Annotated in this window: 18 protein-coding genes and 1 pseudogene; 15 read left to right on the forward strand and 4 right to left on the reverse strand. The window is 60.2% G+C overall.

The window, feature by feature from the left end:
• Window positions 1-2 precede the first annotated feature (2 nt).
• Window positions 3-275, reverse strand: a complete 273-nt coding sequence (locus PspS35_RS14140; protein WP_003191138.1) for a DUF1652 domain-containing protein — start codon at window positions 273-275, stop codon at window positions 3-5.
• Window positions 276-531: 256 nt separating this feature from the next.
• Between PspS35_RS14140 and PspS35_RS14145 the strand changes: the two genes are divergently transcribed.
• The 5 genes and pseudogenes from PspS35_RS14145 to PspS35_RS14165 all read left to right on the forward strand — a co-directional run.
• Window positions 532-1341: a helix-turn-helix domain-containing protein gene (locus PspS35_RS14145; protein ID WP_159935394.1), complete on the forward strand. Its 810-nt coding sequence runs from the start codon at window positions 532-534 to the stop codon at window positions 1339-1341.
• A gap of 49 nt (window positions 1342-1390) precedes the next feature.
• Entirely contained in the window at window positions 1391-2797 is a 1407-nt protein-coding gene (locus tag PspS35_RS14150) for an FAD-dependent oxidoreductase (protein WP_159935395.1), read from the forward strand.
• Between the two features lie 27 nt (window positions 2798-2824).
• On the forward strand, window positions 2825-3193 hold the full coding sequence (locus PspS35_RS14155; RefSeq protein WP_159935396.1) for a cupin domain-containing protein: 369 nt from the start codon (window positions 2825-2827) through the stop codon (window positions 3191-3193).
• An 88-nt stretch (window positions 3194-3281) separates the two neighbouring features.
• Entirely contained in the window at window positions 3282-4361 is a 1080-nt protein-coding gene (locus PspS35_RS14160) for a polyamine ABC transporter substrate-binding protein (RefSeq protein ID WP_159935397.1), read from the forward strand.
• Window positions 4362-4400: 39 nt separating this feature from the next.
• Window positions 4401-4640 (forward strand): annotated as a pseudogene (locus tag PspS35_RS14165) (transposase); the annotation flags it as partial.
• A 35-nt stretch (window positions 4641-4675) separates the two neighbouring features.
• Here the strand turns inward: PspS35_RS14165 and PspS35_RS14170 are convergent.
• On the reverse strand, window positions 4676-5461 hold the full coding sequence (locus PspS35_RS14170) for a helix-turn-helix transcriptional regulator (RefSeq protein ID WP_159935398.1): 786 nt from the start codon (window positions 5459-5461) through the stop codon (window positions 4676-4678).
• A gap of 199 nt (window positions 5462-5660) precedes the next feature.
• Here PspS35_RS14170 and PspS35_RS14175 point away from each other — a divergent pair, with 199 nt between their 5' ends.
• From PspS35_RS14175 to PspS35_RS14210, 8 genes are all read left to right on the forward strand, one after another.
• Complete coding sequence (locus PspS35_RS14175) at window positions 5661-7025, forward strand: APC family permease (RefSeq protein ID WP_159935399.1); 1365 nt, start codon at window positions 5661-5663, stop codon at window positions 7023-7025.
• A gap of 9 nt (window positions 7026-7034) precedes the next feature.
• Window positions 7035-8138, forward strand: a complete 1104-nt coding sequence (locus PspS35_RS14180; RefSeq protein WP_159935400.1) for a P1 family peptidase — start codon at window positions 7035-7037, stop codon at window positions 8136-8138.
• Window positions 8139-8505: 367 nt separating this feature from the next.
• Window positions 8506-9939: a serralysin family metalloprotease gene (locus tag PspS35_RS14185; RefSeq protein WP_159935401.1), complete on the forward strand. Its 1434-nt coding sequence runs from the start codon at window positions 8506-8508 to the stop codon at window positions 9937-9939.
• Between the two features lie 49 nt (window positions 9940-9988).
• Window positions 9989-10357 (forward strand): AprI/Inh family metalloprotease inhibitor, encoded by a 369-nt coding sequence (locus PspS35_RS14190; protein ID WP_159935402.1) that lies wholly within the window; start codon window positions 9989-9991, stop codon window positions 10355-10357.
• Window positions 10358-10459: 102 nt separating this feature from the next.
• Window positions 10460-12211, forward strand: a complete 1752-nt coding sequence (locus PspS35_RS14195; protein ID WP_159935403.1) for a type I secretion system permease/ATPase — start codon at window positions 10460-10462, stop codon at window positions 12209-12211.
• A complete protein-coding gene (locus PspS35_RS14200; protein WP_159935404.1) occupies window positions 12208-13521 on the forward strand; it encodes an HlyD family type I secretion periplasmic adaptor subunit in 1314 nt (437 codons plus the stop codon). The genes PspS35_RS14195 and PspS35_RS14200 overlap by 4 nt, the downstream gene beginning before the upstream one ends.
• Window positions 13522-13523: 2 nt before the next feature.
• Window positions 13524-14861: a TolC family outer membrane protein gene (locus PspS35_RS14205; RefSeq protein WP_159938048.1), complete on the forward strand. Its 1338-nt coding sequence runs from the start codon at window positions 13524-13526 to the stop codon at window positions 14859-14861.
• 41 nt (window positions 14862-14902) lie between these two features.
• Window positions 14903-16327: a lipase gene (locus PspS35_RS14210; RefSeq protein ID WP_159935405.1), complete on the forward strand. Its 1425-nt coding sequence runs from the start codon at window positions 14903-14905 to the stop codon at window positions 16325-16327.
• Window positions 16328-16474: 147 nt separating this feature from the next.
• Here the strand turns inward: PspS35_RS14210 and PspS35_RS14215 are convergent, their stop codons facing one another.
• Window positions 16475-16699, reverse strand: coding sequence for a YgdI/YgdR family lipoprotein (locus tag PspS35_RS14215; RefSeq protein ID WP_159935406.1), 225 nt, complete (start codon window positions 16697-16699; stop codon window positions 16475-16477).
• A 187-nt stretch (window positions 16700-16886) separates the two neighbouring features.
• Here PspS35_RS14215 and PspS35_RS14220 point away from each other — a divergent pair, with 187 nt between their 5' ends.
• Both PspS35_RS14220 and PspS35_RS14225 read left to right on the forward strand, forming a co-directional pair.
• Window positions 16887-18536 (forward strand): VRR-NUC domain-containing protein, encoded by a 1650-nt coding sequence (locus PspS35_RS14220; RefSeq protein WP_159935407.1) that lies wholly within the window; start codon window positions 16887-16889, stop codon window positions 18534-18536.
• Window positions 18533-20788, forward strand: a complete 2256-nt coding sequence (locus PspS35_RS14225) for an ATP-dependent DNA helicase (protein WP_159935408.1) — start codon at window positions 18533-18535, stop codon at window positions 20786-20788. Before PspS35_RS14220 ends, PspS35_RS14225 begins: the two co-directional genes overlap by 4 nt.
• 107 nt (window positions 20789-20895) lie before the next feature.
• Here PspS35_RS14225 and PspS35_RS14230 read toward each other — a convergent pair whose 3' ends face one another.
• A complete protein-coding gene (locus PspS35_RS14230) occupies window positions 20896-22647 on the reverse strand; it encodes a hypothetical protein (RefSeq protein ID WP_159935409.1) in 1752 nt (583 codons plus the stop codon).
• Window positions 22648-22676 lie beyond the last annotated feature (29 nt).

The following is a 22676-nucleotide window of genomic DNA, read 5'->3' on the forward strand; positions in this document are numbered from 1 at the left end:
GCTCAGGCCCGCAGTGATAACGGCGGCACAAAGGATTCCAGCTCATCCTCCACCGCCTCGATAATGCGCTCTACATCGGCGGCATTCATCACGGTGGCACAGGGGATGCCGGCTATCGCAATCAGGGTTTCGCCACTGGCGCGGTCGAACAGGCGGGCGATCATGCTGCCGGGCGCGTCCATGCTGCCCTCGAAGCCCATCGGATGAAAATGCCAGCGCATCAGTTGGCATGCGTTGGGGAACGTCACTTTGTTCATGTTGCCCACCTTGTTCATTGAGCGCTTCCTTTAGCTCGCGGCAGGGGGCCATGACCTTCAATGGTCGTGGCGTTGGAGAGTTTAAAAATAGCATTCGTTCTCAACCGAAGGTGACTTTTTTCGCCCCGTTCAGCGGTTGTTTCCCCAAAGGTTGATGTGGGTCATGTCCTACTAAAAACAGGGCGAATTGCCACTAGTCCGAAGTTGCCCCCGGCCATTGAACGCCTCGGCGAATTTCGGCAATCTCCACGGTTTAGCCGCCACGGAGCCCACCATGCCTGACAGCGCCTCCGACGATGATTGCCTGCACACCCAAGCTACGGGCGAACTGGTACTGCGCCATCACCTGTGCTGGCACCATCGCGATCTGGACGGGGTGATGTCCTACTACCATCCGGATATCCAATACCACGACTTCTTTCAGAACCGTGTTGTCGGTTACGCCGAGCTGCGCGACTACCTGCGCGCCAGCATGCCCCGCGAAGCCGATGAGGCGATTGAGCACACTGACCGCATTCGCGCCGACGGCGATACGGCGTTTATCCAGTACCGCATCACCCTGCGCGGCGGACAGGGTCTGGTGTCATTTCGCACCAGCGAGGCCATCACCGTGCGTGATGGGCTGATCTGGCGCGTCAATGAATACGCGTCATTGGTGCACGAGCAACCTTCCCAGGCCCAGCGCCCCAGCGTCAGCCGCCTTGGCCTGTCGCCCCAGCAATTGGGGCATATGGCCAATGACTTGCAGCAGTATTTCGAGCTCAAGCAGCCTTATCTGGACCCTGATCTGGACCTGCAACGGGTCGCCAAGGAATGTGGCTACAGTCGCAATCAGATCTCCTACCTGCTCAACCAGGTGCTGGGGCAAAGCTTCTACCGCTACGTCAACCAAGCGCGGCTGCAGCATTTGCTCGGTGCATTGGATAAAGCGCTGCCGCCGATCAAGGTCGACGACTTGGCATTTGCCGCCGGTTTCAACTCACTGTCGGCGTTCTACAGCGCCTTTCGCCAGCACACCGGCCAGTCGCCCAAGGCCTACGTCAAACAAATTTCCCTGCGTGCACGCGCGCAAGACAGCGAATAACCCCCGGCTCTAGGATCACCCCCATCGAAACGTGGTTGGGGAGTTTGGCATGCCGGCATGGCGCAACATCAGTTTATGGATGGACCAACTGGACGACCCGCTGGTGGCGCGGCCGTCCCTGGAACACGACCTGGACGTCAATGTGGCCATTATCGGTGCCGGCTACACCGGGCTGTGGACCGCTTACTATCTGAAATGCCAGGCCCCCGAGTTGAATATCGCGATTATCGAAGCGCAAACCGCAGGTTTCGGTGCATCGGGTCGCAACGGCGGCTGGCTGATGGGCAACCTGCTGGGCGAAGACCGCCTGCTGGCCGGCCTCGCACCTGAACAACGGCGCGCCTCGTTTGACCTGCTGCACGGCATTCCTGACGAAGTGGCCCAGGTCCTGACCCGCGAAGGCATCGACTGTGACTACCGCAAGGGCGGCGCGTTGTACTGCGCGGCACGTTACCCCGAGCAGGAGGGCAGCCTGCGTGCCTACCTCGACAAGCTCTACGCCCAAGGCCTTACCGAAGCCGATTACCGTTGGTTGAGCCCGCAACAGTTGGCCGAACAGGTCCGTATCGCCAAGCCCTATGGCGCTATCTATGCACCCCATGTCGCCACGATCCACCCAGCCAAGCTGGTGCGGGGCCTTGCGCGTGTAGTTGAGCGCATGGGTGTGAAGATCTACGAGAACAGCCCCGTGACCCAGTGGCAATCCGGCAGCCTGCGCACCGCAAACGCCAGTGTGCGGGCCGCCTGGGTGGTGCCAGCGGTCGAGGGCTACGCCAATACTTTGCCGCCTCTGGGCCGGTATCAGTTGCCGGTGCAAAGCCTGATTGTCGCCACTGAGCCGTTAGCCGCCAGCACGTGGGATGAAATCGGCCTGAGCCACGGCCAGGCGTTTGGCGAGAGCAGCCGGCAGGTCACCTATGGCCAGCGCACGGCGGATAACCGGCTGGTGTTCGGTGCCCGCGGCGGCTATCAGTTCGCTGGCAAGTTGCGCCACAACTTTGATTTGACCGACAGCGAGGTCGAGTTGCGTCGTTACCTGTTCAGCGAACTGTTCCCACAACTGAAGAACGTGCGGATTACCCACTCCTGGGGCGGAAACCTAGGCATGTCGCGCAATTTCCGACCGCACATGCTCTGCGATCACAACACTGGCATCGCGCTGTCCGGCGGTTATGGCGGGGAGGGCGTCGGCGCCACCAATCTGGGTGGCCGCACCCTGGCAGACCTGATCCTGGGCCGCACCACGCCACTGACTGAGCAACCCTGGGTGATCCGCGAGCGTGGCCTGGACGCCCTCAAGGCCTGGGAGCCCGAACCCTGCCGGTGGCTGGGCTACAACGCGATCATTCGCAGTTTTGTCCATGAAGACCAGGTGCTGGCCAACCCCAACACCGCCCCTTGGCGCCGCAAACTGGCGACCGGCGTGGCCGGGTTCATGGAAGGGTTCATGCACTGAGTCGTTTCACTTACACGGGAAAACCCCATGAGCATTACGCAATTCAAAGACACGCTGAACGCCCACCTGCCGGACTCGTCACCCGTTGCCGTGCCTCTGGGTGAGCCGATTGCGGTCGCCTCCACCCTGAGCGTGGAGCGCAGCGACGGCGTCGAAACCGGCATTTGGTCCTGCACACCGGGTCGCTGGCGTCGGCAGATCACCGCCCAGGAGTTTTGCCACTTTATCCAGGGCCGTTGCACCTTCACCCCCGACAACGGGGAGGTGGTCCACATACAAGCCGGTGATGCACTGATGTTGCCGGCCAACAGCACGGGCATCTGGGATATCCAGGAAACCGTGCGCAAAACCTATGTATTGATGCTGCAAGCGCCAAGCTGCAAGCCTCAAGAGTAAAAGTTTGCCGTTTGCAGCTGAAAATTTGCAGCTGCCTTTTTGATCGCCTGCCATAAAAACAGCCCTAAAACCGCCAGGAAATCGAACCATGAAAGCCATTGCCCTGTTGCCCTTGATGTTGGTGGCCTCTATCAGCCAGGCCGCCGAGACGGTGAAGATCTACAACTGGTCCAGCTACATCGCGCCGGACACCACGAAGAACTTCCAGAAGCAGACCGGGATCGGTTTCAGCTACGACGTGTATGACAGCAACGAAACCCTCGACGGCAAGCTGATGACCGGCAACTCCGGTTATGACGTGGTGTTTCCGTCCAACCACTTCATGGCCCGACAGATCCAGGGCGGCGCCTTGAAAAAGCTCGACAAGAGCCAGTTGCCCAACTGGAAAAACCTCAACCCGGTGCTGCTCAAGGCCCTGGAAAACAACGATCCGGGCAACGCCCACGGCTTCCCGTACCTGTGGGGCAGCACGGGTATCGGCTACAACATCGACAAGGTCAAAGCGGTGCTGGGCGACAACGCCCCCGTGGACTCCTGGGACTTGATCTTCAAACCCGAGTACATGGAAAAACTCAGCAAGTGCGGCGTGGCTATCCTGGATAACGGCCCGGAACTGCTGCCCATCGCCCTCAATTACCTGGGTTTGCCGCCTCACAGCAAAAAAGCCGAGGACTACAAAAAGGCTGAAGCCCTGCTGATGAAAGTGCGGCCTTACGTGGCGTATTTCCATTCCTCGAAATACACCGGCGACCTGGCCAATGGCGATATCTGCGTGGCCGTGGGCTTTTCCGGCGATGTGCTGCAGGCCGAAAGCCGTGCCAAGGAAGCCAAGAATGGCGTGAAGATCGGTTATCAGATCCCCAGGGAAGGCGCCGCGATCTGGTTCGACATGGTGGCCATGCCCGCCGATGCCCCGGATGAAAAAGCCGGCTACGCGTTCATGAACTACCTGCTGGAGCCCCAAGTGATGGCGGACATCACCAACTCCGTGCATTACGCCAACGGCAATAGCGCGGCGGACAGCCTAGTGGATCCAGAGATCAAGGCGGATACCAAAATCTATCCAAGCGAAGCCATGATGGGCAAGTTATTCGCGCTGGAAGCGATGCCGCTGAATATCGACCGAATTCGTACACGGGTGTGGAATACGATTCGTATGGGCCGCTGATCGGTAATATTTCGTCGTCCATTAAATGCTCTGTCTAAACGCTTTGGGCGGTTGGTCGTCAGGCAGTTTCGCGAAGCGCATGAAGAGGGGTGGGTTAACTCTCTGGCATTTGTCGTGATGCCAGATCATCTGCATTGGTTGGTCCAACTGCGGGAAAAGACGTTGGCAGAATTGATGTGTCGACTTAAATCGCGCAGCAGCCTAGCGGTCAACGGGGCGTTAGGCCGTAAAGGGCGTCTATGGCAGAAGGGCTATCATGAGCGTGGCGTGCGAGACGAGGCGGCGTTGGCAGCCCCGCCGATCTCGTTGAGCATCTACGGGTTTTCCAAATCATGCCCCAGCGACTGGATAAACAACGAAAACAGCTCCGGCTGCGACGAGATATCCAGCTTTGCGTACAAATGCCGGCGGTGCACCTTGACCGTGTCCGGCGAGATACTCAGGCGTTCGGCCATGGCCTTGGAGGAGAACCCGCGCAAGACCAGGCGGGCGATTTCCAGTTCGCGGTCCGATAGCACGCCACAGCCGAACTGGCTCAAGGCATCCCTTATCTGGCTGTCCATCGCCGGTGCGCGCTGGGTGCTTTGTTGCCAATGCTGCTGCATCAGGGGCAATACCCAGGCCGCCATCAGGCTCATCATTCCAATTTCATCGGGACTGAACCGCCGCTGCATGCCCAACGACAGCGACAATGTTCCCGCACCCGGCAGTTGCAGGATCAGTTGCACCTCGTCCTCGAGCACGTTGTCGTGGAAGTAGCTGAGGAAGTATTCACTCTGGCGGAAATGGTCCGGCGCCACTTCCTCCAGGCGGTACAGGCCGCTGGCATAGCCTTCGCGACACGCCTGGAAAAACGGGTCGAGCAAATACAAGCCATTGAGGTAGGTCAGCATGGATGCCGGTTTGCTGCTGGGCTGCGCGTCGTATTCCTCCAGGGCCTGGGGCGCGCCATCCTGCGGGTAGAAGATCGCCAGCGCGTTATCGAACGGCAGGCACTGGTGCAACAACAGCACCAGCTGTTTCCAGAAACGCTCCGTGCCTACGTGCGCGACGGTACGGCCCAGGCCAGCGTGCATGCCGGCTTCACGGAACAGGCTCATGTCACAGGCTCCCGCCAGAAAAAGATCGGCCAAGGGTTCGGCTTTTGCCGCAAGCCGTCAAGGGGAGTACGCCAATAGGGGAATTGGCTGATAAGGCTCCAGCCGATAACGTCTTGATCATTCAACGGGAAACATATCCCGTCAAAACGTCATTTTTCGTTTCTGCCTCACACCAAGAACAACGACAGAGGATAACGATATGAGCACTTCCCCCACGCCCGACGGCGTGTTGAAACCCACCCTGAGTGTCTTCGATGTGGTGGCCATCACCGTTTCCGCAGTGACCCCAGCCAGTTCCGTGTTTGTGATTGCGCCTTTTGCCATCCAGCAGGCAGGCAGCGGTGTGTTCCTGGCGTTCGTGATGGCCGGGCTGCTGGCGCTGATGTTCGCGTTTTGCTATGCCGAACTGGGCCGCGCCCATAACAGCGCCGGGGGCGAGTATGTGTACGCCAAGCGCGTGTTCGGTGGCATGGCTGGCTATGCCACCTTTCTCACTGTGCTGGTGATGTTGCTGTTTATCCCGCCGGTACTGGCCACCGGCGCCGCGACCTATCTCAACAACGCCTTGGGCACGACGTTTGACGCGCAAACCGTCGCCCTGGTGATCGTGGTGTGCAGCTATGCGCTGGGCATCCTCAACATCAAGCTCAATGCCTGGATCACCGGCACCTGCTTGCTGCTGGAAATCGCGGCCTTGCTGGTGATCGTGTGTATCGGCTTCGGCAACCCGGTGCAGCCTGCCAGCGTGCTGTTCCAACCGCAGATTGTCGAAAACGGCGTGCTGCACCTGGCGCCTTGGGCCTTGGTGATCGGCGCGGTGGGGATCGGTCTGTTTTCCTACAATGGTTACGGCCCTGCGGTGTTGCTGGCCGAAGACATGAAGTGTGGCGGCAAGGGTGTGCACAAGGCGGTGCTGTGGTCCCTCGGCTTAGTGGTGATTATCGAACTGGTACCGATTACCGCGCTGTTGATTGGCGCGCCGTCCCTGAGTGCAATGATCAGCAGCCCCGACCCCATCGGCTACCTGCTGACCAGCCACGGCAATGAAACCTTGTCACGCCTGGTCAGCGCGGGGATTTTCCTGTCGGTATTCAATGCAATTGTCGCCATCGTGATTCAGATCGGCCGCGTGGTATTCAGCAGCGGGCGCGATGCACTGTGGACGCCGAGCATCAACAAACTGTTCACCCGCATTCACCCACGCTGGGATTCGCCGTGGCTGGCCACGCTGTTCCTGGCGATCCCATCGGCGCTGCTCAGCTTCAGCTCCAACCTGGCGGACCTGACCTCGTTCAGCGTGCTGCTGATCATACTGGTGTACCTGGTGGTGGCGTTGAGCGCATTGATGAGCCGGGTGTTACTGCGCGACCGCGAGCACCCCTATCGCATGCCGCTGTGGCCGTTGCCGGCGCTGTTGGCCGTGCTCGGTGCGGGTTACTTGCTGGTGACCTTGATCTACGCAGCCTCTGTGCGCGACATCATGATCATCCTCGGCTTGCTGGCCCTGTCGGTGATTTTCTATTGCATCAGCGGCCGGTCGAGTCCGGTCTTCCAGAAACTGTAAGGAGTGGTTATGCGTGCACGTCAATTGGGCATCACCTTGGGGCTGGGCACGCCCGGTGAATTGAATGCCATCACCGATGTACCGGGTGTGCGGGTGGGCCACAGCACCCTCAACACCCGGGTTGACGGCAAACAGGTGCGCACCGGTGTGACGGTGATCCAGCCGCGCGCCGGGGAAGCGCGCCAGCAACCGTGCTTTGCCGGTTACCACGTGCTCAACGGCAATGGCGACGCGACGGGCCTGGAGTGGATCAGTGAAGCAGGGCTGCTGACCACGCCGCTGGCCATCACCAATACCCACAGCATCGGCATCGTGCGCGACACCCTGATCGCCCTGGAGCGCGAGCGCCTGGCGGACCCGGCGGTGTACTGGTGCATGCCGGTGGTGATGGAGACTTACGACGGCCTGCTCAACGATATCTGGGGCCAGCATGTGAAGCCTGAGCATGTACGTGAAGCCGTCAGCAACGCTGAGACAGGGCCGGTACAGGAAGGCGCAGTGGGCGGTGGTACCGGGATGATCTGCCATGAGTTCAAGGGCGGCATCGGCACCGCATCGCGGCGTTTGCCGGCGGAGCAGGGCGGTTGGACCGTCGGCGTGCTGGTGCAAGCCAACCACGGCAAGCGCCAGGAACTGCGGGTCGATGGCTACCCGGTGGGCCGCCGGTTGATGGACATTGCGTCGCCCTTTGCCGATCGCGGTACGCCGGGCATGGGCTCGATCGTGGTGATCCTCGCCACCGATGCGCCCTTGTTGCCGCACCAATGCAAGCGCCTGGCACAGCGTGCGTCCATCGGCATCGCCCGCACGGGCGGGGGAACCGAGGACTCCAGCGGCGACCTGTTCCTGGCCTTTGCCACCGGCAACCAGAGCCTGCCGCCCGCAGACTATGGGCGCAAGGGGCTGCCCTTGAGCAGCGCGCTGCAGATGGTCAATAACGACCATATCTCGCCGCTGTTCAGTGCGGCGGCGGAGGCGGTGGAAGAGGCGATCATCAATGCCATCCTGGCCGGCGAAGACATGACCACTGACGACGGTGTACAAGTGCCGGGTCTGACCGGCGAAACTTTGTTACAGGTCTTACATCACTCGGGCTGGAATATGTCCCGGTAATGGGGGGCAGCGCTGATTATTAGTTTAAGTAGTGGCTGTTTAATGTTGCCAATGACACGGTGGCAATATAGTGGATCCAATTATTAACGGCGCCGCTCAAGTTGAGCGGCGTTAGTGCTATTTAATATTTAAATACGAAGTGGTTGTTTTTTTGTCGGACAAAATCAAACTTGCCCAATAAATGCGGTGCCGAACATCTATTGGTTATCGTGTTGTTACTTTTTGCGCTGCAAATAGAGGTGGACGAAAGATTTCAAGTTGTGTCAGTTTTCTTACGCCTTCAAAAGAGGCGAGTGATAGGACGATCTCGCCCGCGGGGTTCCTATCGATCAAAGACTGATGCACTTGCAAACAAGGAAGTACGTTTATGTCCAAAGTAAAAGACAAGGCTGTCGTGTCGGCGGCGCAAGCCAGCACCGCTTACTCGCAAATCGATAGCTTCAGCCATCTGTATGACCGTGGCGGCAACCTCACGATCAATGGCAAACCCTCCTACACCGTCGACCAGGCCGCCACCCAGCTGCTGCGCGACGGCGCCGCGTACCGGGACTTTGACGGCAAAGGCAAGATCGACCTGACCTACACGTTCCTGACCTCGGCGTCGTCGAGCACCATGAACAAACATGGCATCTCAGGCTTCAGCCAGTTCAACGCGCAGCAGAAAGCACAGGCCGTACTGGCCATGCAGTCCTGGGCGGACGTGGCCAACGTCACCTTCACAGAGAAAGCCACCGGCGGTGATGGCCACATGACCTTCGGCAACTACAGCAGCGGCCAGGACGGCGCGGCGGCCTTCGCCTACCTGCCCGGCACCGGCGCAGGCTACGACGGCACCTCGTGGTACCTGACCAACAACAGCTACACGCCGAACAAGACCCCGGACCTGAACAACTACGGCCGGCAGACCCTGACCCACGAAATCGGCCACACCCTCGGCCTGGCCCATCCTGGCGACTACAACGCCGGCGAAGGCGCGCCGACCTACAACGACGCGACCTATGGACAGGACACGCGCGGCTACAGCCTCATGAGTTACTGGAGCGAGAGCAACACCAACCAGAACTTCAGCAAGGGCGGCGTCGAGGCCTACGCTTCCGGCCCGCTGATCGACGACATCGCAGCGATCCAGCAGCTTTACGGCGCCAACTACAACACCCGTGCCGGCGACACCACCTATGGTTTCAACTCCAACACCGGGCGTGATTTCCTCAGCGCGACCTCCAACGCCGACAAGCTGGTGTTCTCGGTGTGGGACGGTGGTGGCAACGACACCCTGGATTTCTCTGGCTTTACCCAAAACCAGAAGATCAACCTCAATGAGGCGTCGTTCTCCGACGTGGGCGGCCTGGTGGGCAACGTGTCCATCGCCAAGGGCGTGACCATCGAAAACGCGTTTGGCGGGGCAGGCAATGACCTGATCATCGGCAACAACGTAGCCAACGTCATCAAAGGGGGGGCCGGCAACGACCTGATCTACGGCGGCGGCGGTGCAGACCAGCTGTGGGGCGGCGCGGGCAGCGACACCTTTGTGTTCGGGGCCAGTTCCGACTCCAAGCCGGGGGCGGCGGACAAGATCTTTGACTTCACCTTGGGTTCGGACAAGATCGACCTCAGCGGCATCACCAAGGGCGCAGGCTTGACCTTCGTCAATGCGTTCACCGGACATGCCGGCGATGCGGTATTGACCTACGCAGCCGGCACCAACCTGGGTACGCTGGCCGTGGACTTCTCTGGGCACGGCGTGGCGGATTTCCTCGTCACCACCGTAGGCCAGGCAGCCGTAAGCGACATCGTGGCGTGATACAAAGGCGCGGCGTTTCGGCGCCGCGCCTCCAGGATGGAGCGTGAAGATGCAGCGTTTTTTCAACTTGATCGCCTGCGTGTTGCAGGTGATGTTCGTGTCGGCAGGAGCCCACGCAATGGCGAGCAGTCTTGTTTTACCCTCCAGCGCCCAATTGGCCGGGCATTGGCAATTGCACCAGCAGGATCAGGTGTGCGCCCTCGACCTGCTGGAACAGGCCAATGCCTTGAGTGGCGATGTGGCCTGTGCCGAACAATGGTTGGGGGACAAGCCCCTGACCTGGTCGCCCACACCAGACGGTATCTGGCTATTCAATGCCGAAGGCAGCGCGATCACACACTTGAACCGCCAGAAAGACGGTGCCTATCAGGCTCGTACTAAAACCGGCAGCGTCATTGAACTAAAACGCATGCCGTAGTTAGCGCTATACGTCTATAACTCGAATTTATTAGTTGGCCGGCCTTTATCACGGGTTCGGGCAACTTATGCGTGTCATTTGGTTCAGGGAAGATCAAAACATATGGCCAAGCCCTCTGCGGTTGCGCCCTTATTCAAGGCGCTGGGTGAATACAAGAGCATCTTGATCAGTATTGGCTGCTTCACGGCATTGATTAACCTGTTGATGCTGGTGCCGTCGATTTACATGCTGCAAGTGTACGACCGCGTGCTGTCCTCCCAGAATGAAACCACCCTGGTGATGTTGACGCTGATGGTCGTGGGTTTCTTCATGTTTATTGGCACCCTGGAAGTGATCCGCAGTTTTATCGTGATCCGTATCGGCAGCCAGCTGGAGCGGCGTTTCAACTTGCGCGTGTACAAGGCCGCGTTCGAACGCAACCTGCAACGCGGCCAGGGGCATGCCGGGCAGTCCTTGGGCGACCTGACCCATATCCGCCAATTCATCACCGGGCCGGCGCTGTTCGCGTTTTTTGATGCGCCGTGGTTTCCCATCTACCTGTTCGTGATCTTCCTGTTCAACGTATGGCTGGGTGTATTGGCCACCGCCGGTGCGGTGCTGCTGATCGGCCTGGCGTGCCTGAATGAATACCTGACCAAGCAACCCTTGGGCCAGGCCAGCGGTTTTTCCCAGCAGTCGACGCAACTGGCTACCAGCCATTTGCATAACGCCGAAACCATCCAGGCAATGGGCATGCTCGGCGCGCTGCGCAAGCGTTGGTTTGCCGTGCACTCGCAGTTCCTGGGGTTGCAGAACACGGCCAGTGATACCGGTTCGGTGATCACCGCGTTGAGCAAATCCCTGCGCCTGTGTTTGCAGTCGCTGGTACTGGGCCTGGGCGCGCTGCTGGTGATCCGGGGGGACATGACGGCCGGGATGATGATTGCCGGCTCGATCCTGATGGGCCGCGTGCTCAGCCCCATCGACCAGTTGATTGCGGTGTGGAAGCAATGGAGTTCGGCCAAGCTGGCTTACCAGCGCCTCGACGAACTGCTGCGCGAATTCCCGCCGCAAGTCGAGCAGATGGCGTTGCCGGCGCCCAAGGGGCAGGTCAGTTTCGAACAGGTCAGCGCGGGCCCACCGGGTAAGCGCATGGCGACGTTGCATCAAGTCAGCTTCAACCTGGGCGCGGGCGAAGTGCTCGGCGTATTGGGTGCCTCGGGTTCCGGCAAATCCACCCTGGCCCGCGTGCTGGTGGGTGTATGGCCGACCTTGGCCGGCACCGTGCGCCTGGATGGCGCAGACATCCATCGTTGGGACCGCGATGACCTTGGCCCGCATATCGGTTACTTGCCCCAGGACATCGAGCTGTTCAGCGGCAGCATTGCCGACAACATCGCACGCTTTCGCGAGGCTGACCCTGAGCTTGTCGTGAACGCGGCACAACAAGCCGGCGTGCATGAGCTGATCCTGCGGCTGCCCCAAGGCTACGACACGGTACTCGGCGACAACGGCGGCGGCTTGTCCGGCGGGCAGAAACAGCGCGTGGCCCTGGCCCGTGCGCTGTATGGCGGGCCACGCTTGATTGTGCTGGACGAGCCCAACTCCAACCTCGACACCGTCGGCGAAGCCGCATTGGCCAATACCATCGTGCAGATGAAAGCCCAGGGCAGCAGTGTGGTGCTGGTCACCCACCGGTCTTCGGCCTTGGCCCAGGCCGACAAGTTGCTGGTGCTCAACGACGGCCGTTTGCAGGCGTTCGGCCTGAGCCAGGACGTGCTGCGCGCTTTGTCTGGCCAGCAGGAAGCGCCCAAGGACAAACCCGGCGTCAGTTTCAGTCGTCAGTATCAAGCCGCAAGGAAGCCAGGCGCATGAGTAGCATCACTTTCGAACCACGTATCAAAGAGCGCGACGCCCGGTTTTTTGCCCGAATGGGCTGGCTGCTGACGGTGGTCGGGGCCGGTGGTTTCTTCCTGTGGGCCAGCCTGGCGCCGTTGGATCAAGGCATTGCGGTGCAAGGCACGGTGGTGGTGTCGGGCAAGCGCAAGGCGGTGCAAACCCTCAGCCCCGGCGTGGTCAGCCGGATCCTGGTGCGTGAAGGCGAGAGGGTGAAACAAGGCCAGCCGCTGTTCCAGCTTGACCAGACCCAGAACCAGGCCGATGTGCATTCGTTGCAGGCCCAATACCGCATGGCCTGGGCCAGTGTGGCGCGCTGGCAGAGTGAGCGTGATAACCACGCCAGCATTACGTTCCCCGCCGAACTGAGCAGCCATCCCGATCCCGCCTTGGCGTTGGTGCTCGAAGGCCAGCGGCAACTGTTCAGCAGCCGTCGCGAAGCCTTTGCCCGCGAGCAAGCCGGCATCCGCGCAAACATCGACGGCGCCACCGCGCAACTCGGCGGCATGCGCCGTGCCCGCAGCGACCTGACCGCCCAGGCCCAATCCCTGCGCGATCAATTGAGTAACCTGCAACCCCTGGCGGACAACGGCTACATCCCACGCAACCGGCTGATGGAATACCAGCGCCAATTATCCCAGGTGCAACAGGACCTGGCGCAGAACACCGGCGAAAGCGGCCGGGTGGAGCAGGGCATTGTCGAATCGCGCCTCAAGTTGCAGCAGCACAGCGAGGAGTATCAAAAGGAAGTGCGCAGCCAATTGGCCGATGCGCAACTGCGCAGCCTGACCCTGGAGCAACAACTGACTTCTGCCGGGTTCGACCTGCAACACAGCGAAATCAACGCGCCGGCCGACGGCATCGCGGTCAACCTCGGCGTGCACACCGAAGGCGCCGTGGTGCGTGCCGGTGAAACCCTGCTGGAAATCGTGCCCCAAGGCACGCGCCTGGAAGTGGAAGGGCATCTACCGGTGCATCTGGTGGACAAGGTCGGCACGCACCTGCCGGTGGATATCCTCTTCACCGCGTTCAACCAGAGCCGCACGCCGCGTGTGCCGGGTGAGGTCAGCCTGATTTCCGCCGACCAGATGCTCGATGAGAAAACCGGCGCGCCGTATTACGTGTTGCGTACGACCGTCAGTGAGGCCGCGCTGGAGAAACTGCAGGGCCTGGTAATCAAGCCCGGCATGCCAGCGGAGATGTTTGTACGTACCGGCGAACGCTCGTTGCTCAACTACCTGTTCAAGCCGCTGCTGGATCGCGCCGGCTCCGCGTTGACCGAGCAATGAACATGAAGCCCGTGTTCTTCGCCTTGCTGTTGAGCTGCTCCAGCGTCCACGCCGCCATGGGCCCGTTCGATGTGTACGAGCAAGCCTTGCGCAACGATCTGGTGTTCCTCGGCGCCATCAAGGAGCGCGACGCCGGCCTGGAAAACCGCACCATTGGCCGCGCCGGCCTGCTGCCCAAGCTGTCCTACAACTACAACAAGGGTCGCAATAACTCCCAGGCCACGCTGCCTGACGGGCGCGGCGGTAATTATCACGACGATCGCAACTACAGCAGCTACGGGTCCACCTTCAGCCTGCAACAGCCGCTGTTCGACTACGAGGCCTACGCCAACTACCGCAAAGGTGTGGCCCAAGCGTTGTTTGCCGATGAAAGTTTTCGCGACAAGAGCCAGGCGTTGTTGGTGCGGGTGCTGACCTATTACACCCAGGCGCTGTTCGCCCAGGACCAGATCGACATCGCCCGTGCCAAGAAGAAGGCTTTCGAGCAGCAGTTCCAGCAGAACCGGCATCTGTTCCAGCAAGGCGAGGGCACCCGCACCGACATTCTGGAAGCCGAGTCGCGCTACGAACTGGCCACTGCCGAAGAGATCGAGGCGCTGGACGAGCAGGATGCGTCGCTAAGAGAACTGGGCGCCTTGATCGGCGTGCAGAGCGTCAATATCCAGGACCTGGCGCCACTGAACCCGGACTTCGCGGCGTTTACCTTGACCCCGGCCAACTACGACACCTGGCATACGCTTGCGATCAGTAATAACCCCACGCTGGCCTCCCAGCGCCAGGCCCTGGAAGTGGCGCGTTACGAGGTGGAGCGCAACCGCGCCGGGCATCTACCGAAGGTCACGGCCTATGCCAGTTCGCGCCAGCAGGAGTCCGACAGCGGCAACACTTACAACCAGCGCTATGACACCAACACCATTGGTGTGGAAGTCAGCGTGCCGTTGTATGCCGGTGGCGGTGTCTCGGCGTCCACCCGCCAGGCCAGCCGCGCTATGGAACAGGCCGAGTACGAATTGGAAGGCAAGACGCGCGAAACGTTGATCGAGCTGCGCCGTCAGTTCAGCGCCTGCCTGTCCGGCGTGAGCAAGTTGCGCGCTTATCAGAAAGCGCTGGCCTCTGCCGAAGCGCTGGTGGTCTCGACCCGGCAGAGCATTCTGGGCGGTGAGCGCGTCAATCTGGATGCGTTGAATGCCGAACAGCAGCTCTACAGCACCCGTCGCGATTTGGCCCAGGCGCGCTACGACTACCTGATGGCCTGGACCAAGTTGCATTACTACGCCGGCAACCTGCGCGACAGCGACCTGGCCAAGGTGGATGAGGCCTTTGGGCCGGCACTGCATTGATGGGCTTTCTCGCCAATTCCAACAACAAGAGAGGCAATACCATGGGTGTCTTTGACTACAAAAACCTCGGTTCCGAGGGTTCCAAAGCGCTGTTCGCCGATGCCCTGGCGATCACGCTGTACACCTACCACAACCTGGATAACGGCTTTGCCGTCGGTTACCAGCACAACGGCCTGGGCCTTGGCTTGCCGGCCACCCTGGTCGGTGCGTTGCTGGGCAGCAGTGATTCCCAAGGCGTAATCCCAGGTATCCCCTGGAACCCCGACTCGGAAAAGGCCGCCCTGGACGCCGTGCAACAGGCCGGTTGGACGCCCATCAGCGCCAGCGCCCTGGGCTATAGCGGCAAGGTCGACGCCAGGGGTACATTTTTTGGCGAAAAACCCGGCTACACCACGGCCCAGGTCGAAGTGCTCGGCAAGTACGACGACGCCGGCAAACTCTTGGAAATCGGCATCGGTTTTCGCGGTACTTCAGGCCCCCGTGAAAGCCTGGTCAGCGATTCGATTGGTGATCTGGTCAGCGATGTGCTCGCCGCCCTGGGGCCCAAGGACTATGCGAAAAACTACACCGGCGAAGCCTTCGGTGGCCTGCTCAAACACGTCGCCGACTACGCCAGTGCCCACGGCCTCAGCGGCCATGACGTGGTGGTCAGCGGCCACAGCCTGGGCGGGCTGGCGGTGAACAGCATGGCCGACTTGAGCAGCGGGAAATGGGCCGGGTTCTATAAGGACGCCAACTACGTGGCCTATGCCTCGCCGACCCAGAGCACTGGCGACAAGGTGCTCAATATCGGCTACGAAAACGATCCGGTGTTCCGTGCGCTGGACGGCTCTTCCTTCAACTGGTCGTCGTTGGGTGTGCACGACAAACCCCATGAATCGACCACCGACAATATCGTCACCTTCAACGACCATTACGCCTCGACGCTGTGGAATGTGCTGCCGTTTTCCATCACCAACCTGCCGACCTGGATCGCCCATTTGCCCACCGGCTATGGCGACGGCATGACGCGTATCCTCGATTGCGGGTTCTATGAACAGATGACTCGCGACTCGACGATTATCGTCGCTAACCTCTCAGATCCGGCCCGCGCCACCACCTGGGTGCAGGACCTCAACCGCAACGCCGAACCACACAAGGGCAATACCTTCATCATCGGCAGCGACGGCAATGACCTGATCCAGGGCGGTAAGGGCGCGGACTTTATCGAGGGCGGCAAGGGCAATGACACCCTGCGCGACAGCAGCGGGCATAACACCTTTTTGTTCAGCGGGCAGTTTGGCCAGGACCGTGTGATTGGCTATCAGCCGACGGACAAGTTGGTGTTCACGCACGTGCAGAGCAGCGGCGATTACCGCGATCACGCCAAGGTCGTGGGCGGGGACACGGTGATCAGTTTTGGCGGGGATTCAGTGACGCTGGTGGGAGTGGTCGGCTTATCGGGAGAGGGGGTTGTCATCAGTTAAAACTGTGGGAGGGGCGGTGCGACGTTTCGACTTGCTCCCGATAGCGGTGGTTCAGTCAATGGGATGTCGACTGGAATACCGCCATCGGGGGCAAGTCGAAACGTCGCACCGCCCCTCCCACATTTGAGCAGTGTTGGCGGCTGGAAATCAGTCTTCCTTGTGCACCGTCGCCACGTCGTCGGCTTTGACGCGAATACGCTTGCCGGCGATGTCAGTGAATTCATAAAAACCGTCGGCGGTCTTGGCGTTCGGAATGTCCTTGGTCAAATACTGCGTGCCATTTTGCAGCGTCACTACGGTTTGCGTCGCGCAACCGGTCAATAGCAGAAAAGTGAGTGCAACCAGCGGCAGACCCAAATTCTTCATGTTCATAACCCTTACCTTTAACCCTGAAAAGTCCCGCGCCAGAGGCCGCGGGCCATAAATGTTACGCCATCGACTCCCCCATCTGATCACTTTTATACAAAAAGTTGCGTGCGCCATTTATCTATTACCGATTGCAACACGACATCGGGGGCGGCACTCTGTATGCATAACCAGTATTTGACTCGCTTGCGCTATGGCCAACCCCCTCGACGACCCGCTCTACTACCTGCATAACTTCCGCCAGGTCCTGCATTGGCTGGGGCAGCGCTATGCCGATCTGCTCGACCCTGACGAACAGCATTTCATTCAGCAATTCGACAGCTTGCCGCAGCCTTCCCAGGCATTGTTGGTGCGCATGGTGATGCGCAAGGGTGTGCATTTCCGTGCGGGAAAACTCAGTTATCAGGAGATCGGCTGCACTCACAGCGCCGCAACACCCTTGCGGGAATTGGGGTGGGTTGACGATCAATGCCTGCTGGCCTTTGAAGAGGTATTCGCCTTGCTGCAAAAAGGCGAAATCCTCAGCAGCTTCAAGCCGTGGATCGACCAGCCCAAAGGCAAGAAGACCGACTGGCTCGAGGGCCTGGCGATGCAGTTCAGCGAATCCCGCTGCTTTGCCCAATGGTGCCCACAGCTTACCGAACCGCTGTACAGCCTCACCGTGATGCACCTGTGCGATAGGCTGCGCCTGATGTTTTTTGGCAATCTGCACCAGGACTGGTCGGAATTCGTGCTGGCGGACCTGGGCATTTACACCTACGAAAAGGTTGCCTTCTGCGCTGAGTCCCGTGGCTTGCGCAGCCGTGATGACGTGCACGGCGTGCTGTTCCTGCACCAATGCCAGCAGGTTTTTGAAACCGGCGCAGCGTTGCAGGACGTGCTGGCGCAGGTGGCCACGCTGACCACCGACAACCCTTGGCTGGAAAAACGCCGGGCCAAGCTGTTGTTCCAAGTGGGCCAGTATTGCGAGCGCAGCGCCGAACTGGCCCTGGCCGAGCAGATCTACCGCACCTGCGCCTACCCCGGCGCCCGTGCGCGACTGATCCGAGTCTTGGAGCGTCAGGAGGACTACGTCCAGGCCATGACCCTGGCGAGTGCCGCGCAACAGGCACCGGAAAGTGCCGCCGAGCAGCAACACCTGTTGCGTGTTATGCCTCGCCTGCGCCGCAAACTCGGAGAACCCAGGCTGCCTAAGCTCAAACCACGGGACGTCACGCGCCTGGACCTCGAGCTGGCGCTGCCGGAACCCTTGATGTCGGTGGAATACTGCGTCCAGGCGCATTTGAGTGAGCCCGATGCCCCCGTGCACTACGTAGAGAACGGCCTGATCAACTCGCTGTTTGGTTTGCTGTGCTGGGACGCGATCTTCGCGCCGCTGCCGGGCGCGTTTTTCCACCCGTTCCAGCGCGGCCCGGCCGATTTGCACAGCGAGGACTTCCAACAACGCCGCGCGCCACTGTTCGCCGCCTGTTTCGAGCAACTGCAGAATGAGCAATACAAGGCCCACATTCGCCAGCGCTACGCCGATAAGTGGGGCATCCAATCGCCCTTCGTATTCTGGAACCTGCTCAGTGAAGACCTGTTGGAACAGGCCCTGGAATGCCTGCCAGCCGAACACCTGCGCTACTGGTTCGAGCGCCTGTTGCTGGACATCCGCGCCAACCGCACCGGTATGCCAGACCTGATCCAGTTCTGGCCCGCGCAAAAGACCTACCGCATGATCGAAGTCAAAGGCCCGGGCGACCGCTTGCAAGACAACCAACTGCGCTGGCTGGAATTCTGCGGCGAGCACCAGATGCCGGTCACCGTTTGCTACGTGCGCTGGGCGGAGCAAACGGTTTGAGCTACAGCGTGGCGGTGCGGGCATTGTGTGAGTTCACGGCCAAGGTCGGCGACCTGGACCTGCGCTTTACGCCGTCACCCAGCGCCCAGGAAGGCATTGCCGGCCACCGCACCGTGGCCTCACGCCGCAGTGCGCACTACCAGAATGAAGTGGCCCTGGAAGGCGATTACCAGCAACTGACGGTGCGGGGCAGGGCCGATGGCTACGACCCGGACGCCAACCGCCTGGAGGAAGTCAAAACCTACCGTGGCGACCTCGATGCCCAACCCGCCAACCACCGGCAATTGCATTGGGCCCAGGTCAAGATGTACGGCTGGCTGATGTGCCAGAAACTCGGGCTGACGCAAATCGACCTGGCGCTGGTGTATTTCGACATCGTCGGCGAGGGCGAGACCCTGCTCAATCAGCGCTTCCAGGCGGCCGAGCTGGAAGGGTTCTTCAACCAGCAATGTGCGCTGTTCCTCGGCTGGGCCCGACAGGAGATGCAGCACCGCGAAGCTCGCAATACCGCGGCGCAAGCCTTGAGCTTTCCCCATACCGACTTTCGCCCCGGCCAACGGTCTTTGGCCGAGTCGGTGTACAAGGCTGTCAGTACCGGCCGCTGCCTGATGGCCCAGGCGCCGACTGGCATCGGCAAGACCATCGGCACGATTTTCCCACTGCTCAAGGCCCTGGCGCCGCAGCAACTGGACAAGGTGTTTTTCCTCACCGCCAAAACCCCGGGCCGCAAACTGGCCCTCGACGCGTCGCAGGTGCTGTTCACCAGCAGCCCCGACCTGCAACTGCGTGTGCTCGAACTGGTGGCGCGGGACAAAGCCTGCGAACACCTGGACAAGGCCTGCCACGGCGACTCATGCCCGTTGGCCAAGGGTTTTTACGACCGTCTGCCTGCCGCGCGCATGGCTGCGTCGAAGGTTAGCCTGCTTGACCAGCGCAACCTGCGCGACGTCGCCTTGGCTCACGACGTATGCCCCTATTACCTGAGCCAGGAAATGGCCCGCTGGGCAGACCTGGTGGTCGCCGACTACAACTATTATTTCGACTTTGGCGCAATGCTCTTTGGCCTGGCCCAGCTCAACCAATGGCGCGCCGCGGTGCTGGTCGACGAAGCCCATAACCTGGTGGAACGTGCGCGCTCGATGTACAGCGCCAGCCTCGACCAGTACCGCCTCAAGACCCTGCGCGACACCGCTGCCGAACCGCTGAAAAAACCCTTGCAGCGCCTGAACCGTGAATGGAACGCCCTGCACAAAGACCAGGTCGCGCCGTACCAAGCCTATGCCTGCAGGCCGGACAAACTGCTGCAGGCCTTGAACCTGTGCACCAGCGCCCTGGGCGACTACTTCAACGACCACCCCGAAGCCCTCAGCGGCGACTTGCAGGCGTTCTACTTTGAAGCCCTGCAATTTGCCAAGGTCGCAGAGCTATTCAACGAACACTTCATCTTCGACATCCACAAACGCCAGCTCGGCGCTAAACGCAGCAGCTCAACCCTGTGCCTGCGTAATGTGGTGTCCGCCGAGTTCATTCGACCCCGATTGACGGCGGCTCGCAGCAGCGTATTGTTTTCTGCCACACTGAGCCCGCGCCACTATTACGCCGACTTGCTCGGCCTGCCGACAGACACGGCCTGGGTCGATGTGGAATCGCCGTTCAAGGCCGAACAACTGCACGTACGCATCGTCGATGCCATCTCCACACGCTTTGTGCACCGCCAAGCTTCGCTGGCACCCATTGTCGAGCTGATCGCCCGCCAGTTCGCGCAACAGCCGGGCAACTACCTGGCGTTTTTCTCAAGCTTTGATTACCTGCAACAGGTGGCCCAAATGCTCGCCGAGCGCCACCCGCACATCGCACTGTGGCAGCAATCGCGGGGCATGGCCGAGGCCGAACGCCAGGCCTTTCTCGACCAATTCACCGAACACAGCCAAGGCATCGGCTTTGCCGTGTTGGGCGGCGCGTTTGGTGAAGGCATCGACCTGCCCGGCGCCCGCTTGATCGGTGCGTTCATTGCCACGTTGGGCTTGCCGCAACTCAACCCGGTCAATGAGCAGATGAAACAGCGCATGGGCGCGATTTTCGGCGCGGGGTACGACTACACCTACCTGTACCCCGGTATTCAAAAGGTCGTGCAGGCGGCGGGGAGGGTGATCCGCAGCGAGCACGATCGGGGGGTGGTGGTGTTGATTGATGACCGGTTTGGGGAGGGCCGGGTGCGGCAGTTGTTGCCGAGGTGGTGGGCAGTTGATTGAGTTATTCCTGCCGACTACGCCTTGCTGACCCTTTGCGGCGATATTCAGCAGGCTATGGACTACTTCGGCCACAAACAGGTCGTGATGGCCAGTCTGCGGCACTGCCGTCATTGTCCCATTACCCATACAAGCAGCTTCGAGTAACGGGGGGGGTGGCCGTGTCGTATATGGCTGTAATACACCCGTACGATCTCACCCTCCTTGAGGTCACCCACCGCGATCGGAATGAGCAGTTCCTGGCCAGCCGTTTCCGAATCCAGGGTGGTCGGCACTGTCGTTCTTGATTGGTCACCGATCCAGCGTAATGTCACAGTGTCTCCGGGCTCAGTTTCGGTGAATGGCAGAATGACCATCACCTGTTGCTCGGTATGAGTGCCTTCAACCCGTGCCTGGGGCAGTGCGCTGGCCGGCTTGCCTACCTGCAATTGCAAGCGCAGCGACTCACGGCTTGAGGGCAGGTCCGTGCGTACGTAATACAGCTCGGTGAGGAGAGTGTTGAAGCGCTTGACTTGCTCGCCGTCGACCGTGAATTCGAGGATGCGATCCGCCGGGATCGTTACCAGCGTGTGCTCCTGGATGTGGATCACCGAGCCCCCCACCCACACCAGACGAACCTGGGCCGAGGCGTCCCATCCCTCGGGAGCGACTATGACTACCGTGGCTTTAGGAACAGCGGGGTCCAGATGGCCTGCTGCGGATTCCTTGACCTGGGGCGCCAGCCATGGGCTGGCAGCCCCGCGCACACTCACCCGAGTCTGCATCGAAACAACCACATCGTCGGTTTTTACCCGATGAAGGCTGCAAGACAGCATTGAGACCCCGCCCCCGAGTGCCCTGACTCTTTCATTCGGAATATCGAACTCCATAAAGCTATTGGTGCGCTCGACGGTTTTCTCTTCACTGTAGGGCATAAGGACGTTCTCGGCGTCTCGACCGTCCCAGTCCAGGCGTACTCGATCGCCTTTATCGAACACCATTGGATCAAGAAACAGTTTGATCTTCTGTGGACCAACCCCGAGCTGTTTCAAGTCGATAACGTCTCCCGGTTGCTCAAGGAAAGGTGCCTCAAGCAGCCGGGTGCCAAGGTTTACATTTACCCAGTTTAACGGTGACCAATTCGCATCCGATTCGGGGTCGAAAACCGGATAGTTGCCTACCGCGTCAATGACCTGCATTGCGATGGGCAGGAACGGATTGCTGCCGGCAGCATGGATGACGCTCTCGATAACCGTCACTTCAAACCCTCTGCCAACCTCCCTGGGTGTCACCACATGGCTGACAAGCTGCGATCCCCAGGCGAATCTGCAGGTGTCATATTCGGCCATATTTTCGTAGGGCTGGACATCAAGAATAACCCCTTGCCTGGCCCTCTTAAGGTCAATCACTGCACCCGCTTCTAGGTCTTCAGGGAGAAAAAATACTAGCCCTTGATGACCCGGCTTTGCCCCGTCCGGGTCTTCATTGCCGGGGCGGTCAAGCTTGATTCGAAGCCTGGGTTTGTTAGTCTCGGTGGGGCCATTGCCAGGTTCTTCAATGGTGCAGTACGCAGTGGCCCACTCCGGAAGAATGTTTTCTTTGGGCATGTTCAGGGTATACACAGGGTCATTTACATTGTCCTCATCGATAATCAGGTAATCCTCTGGCGTCGGGCCGCTCCAGTACAAAAATATCTCTGTCTGTAGCGCGAACTTGTGCTGAGGGAAAAGTAACGGCTGGAGATCGTGCTCGACATGCCGCAGACCAATACACCAATCAGGTTCGGTGTCCTCCTTGATAGGCGTACCCAGATTCTGAAGATACAGCTCAGACTGTCTATCGTCGGCAGTACCTCCGACCGTTTGTTTAGGAGCACGAGGCATCGTGAAACCTCCACAGTGAAGGGGTTGGA

This window comes from Pseudomonas sp. S35 (assembly GCF_009866765.1).
Taxonomy (GTDB): Bacteria; Pseudomonadota; Gammaproteobacteria; order Pseudomonadales; family Pseudomonadaceae; genus Aquipseudomonas.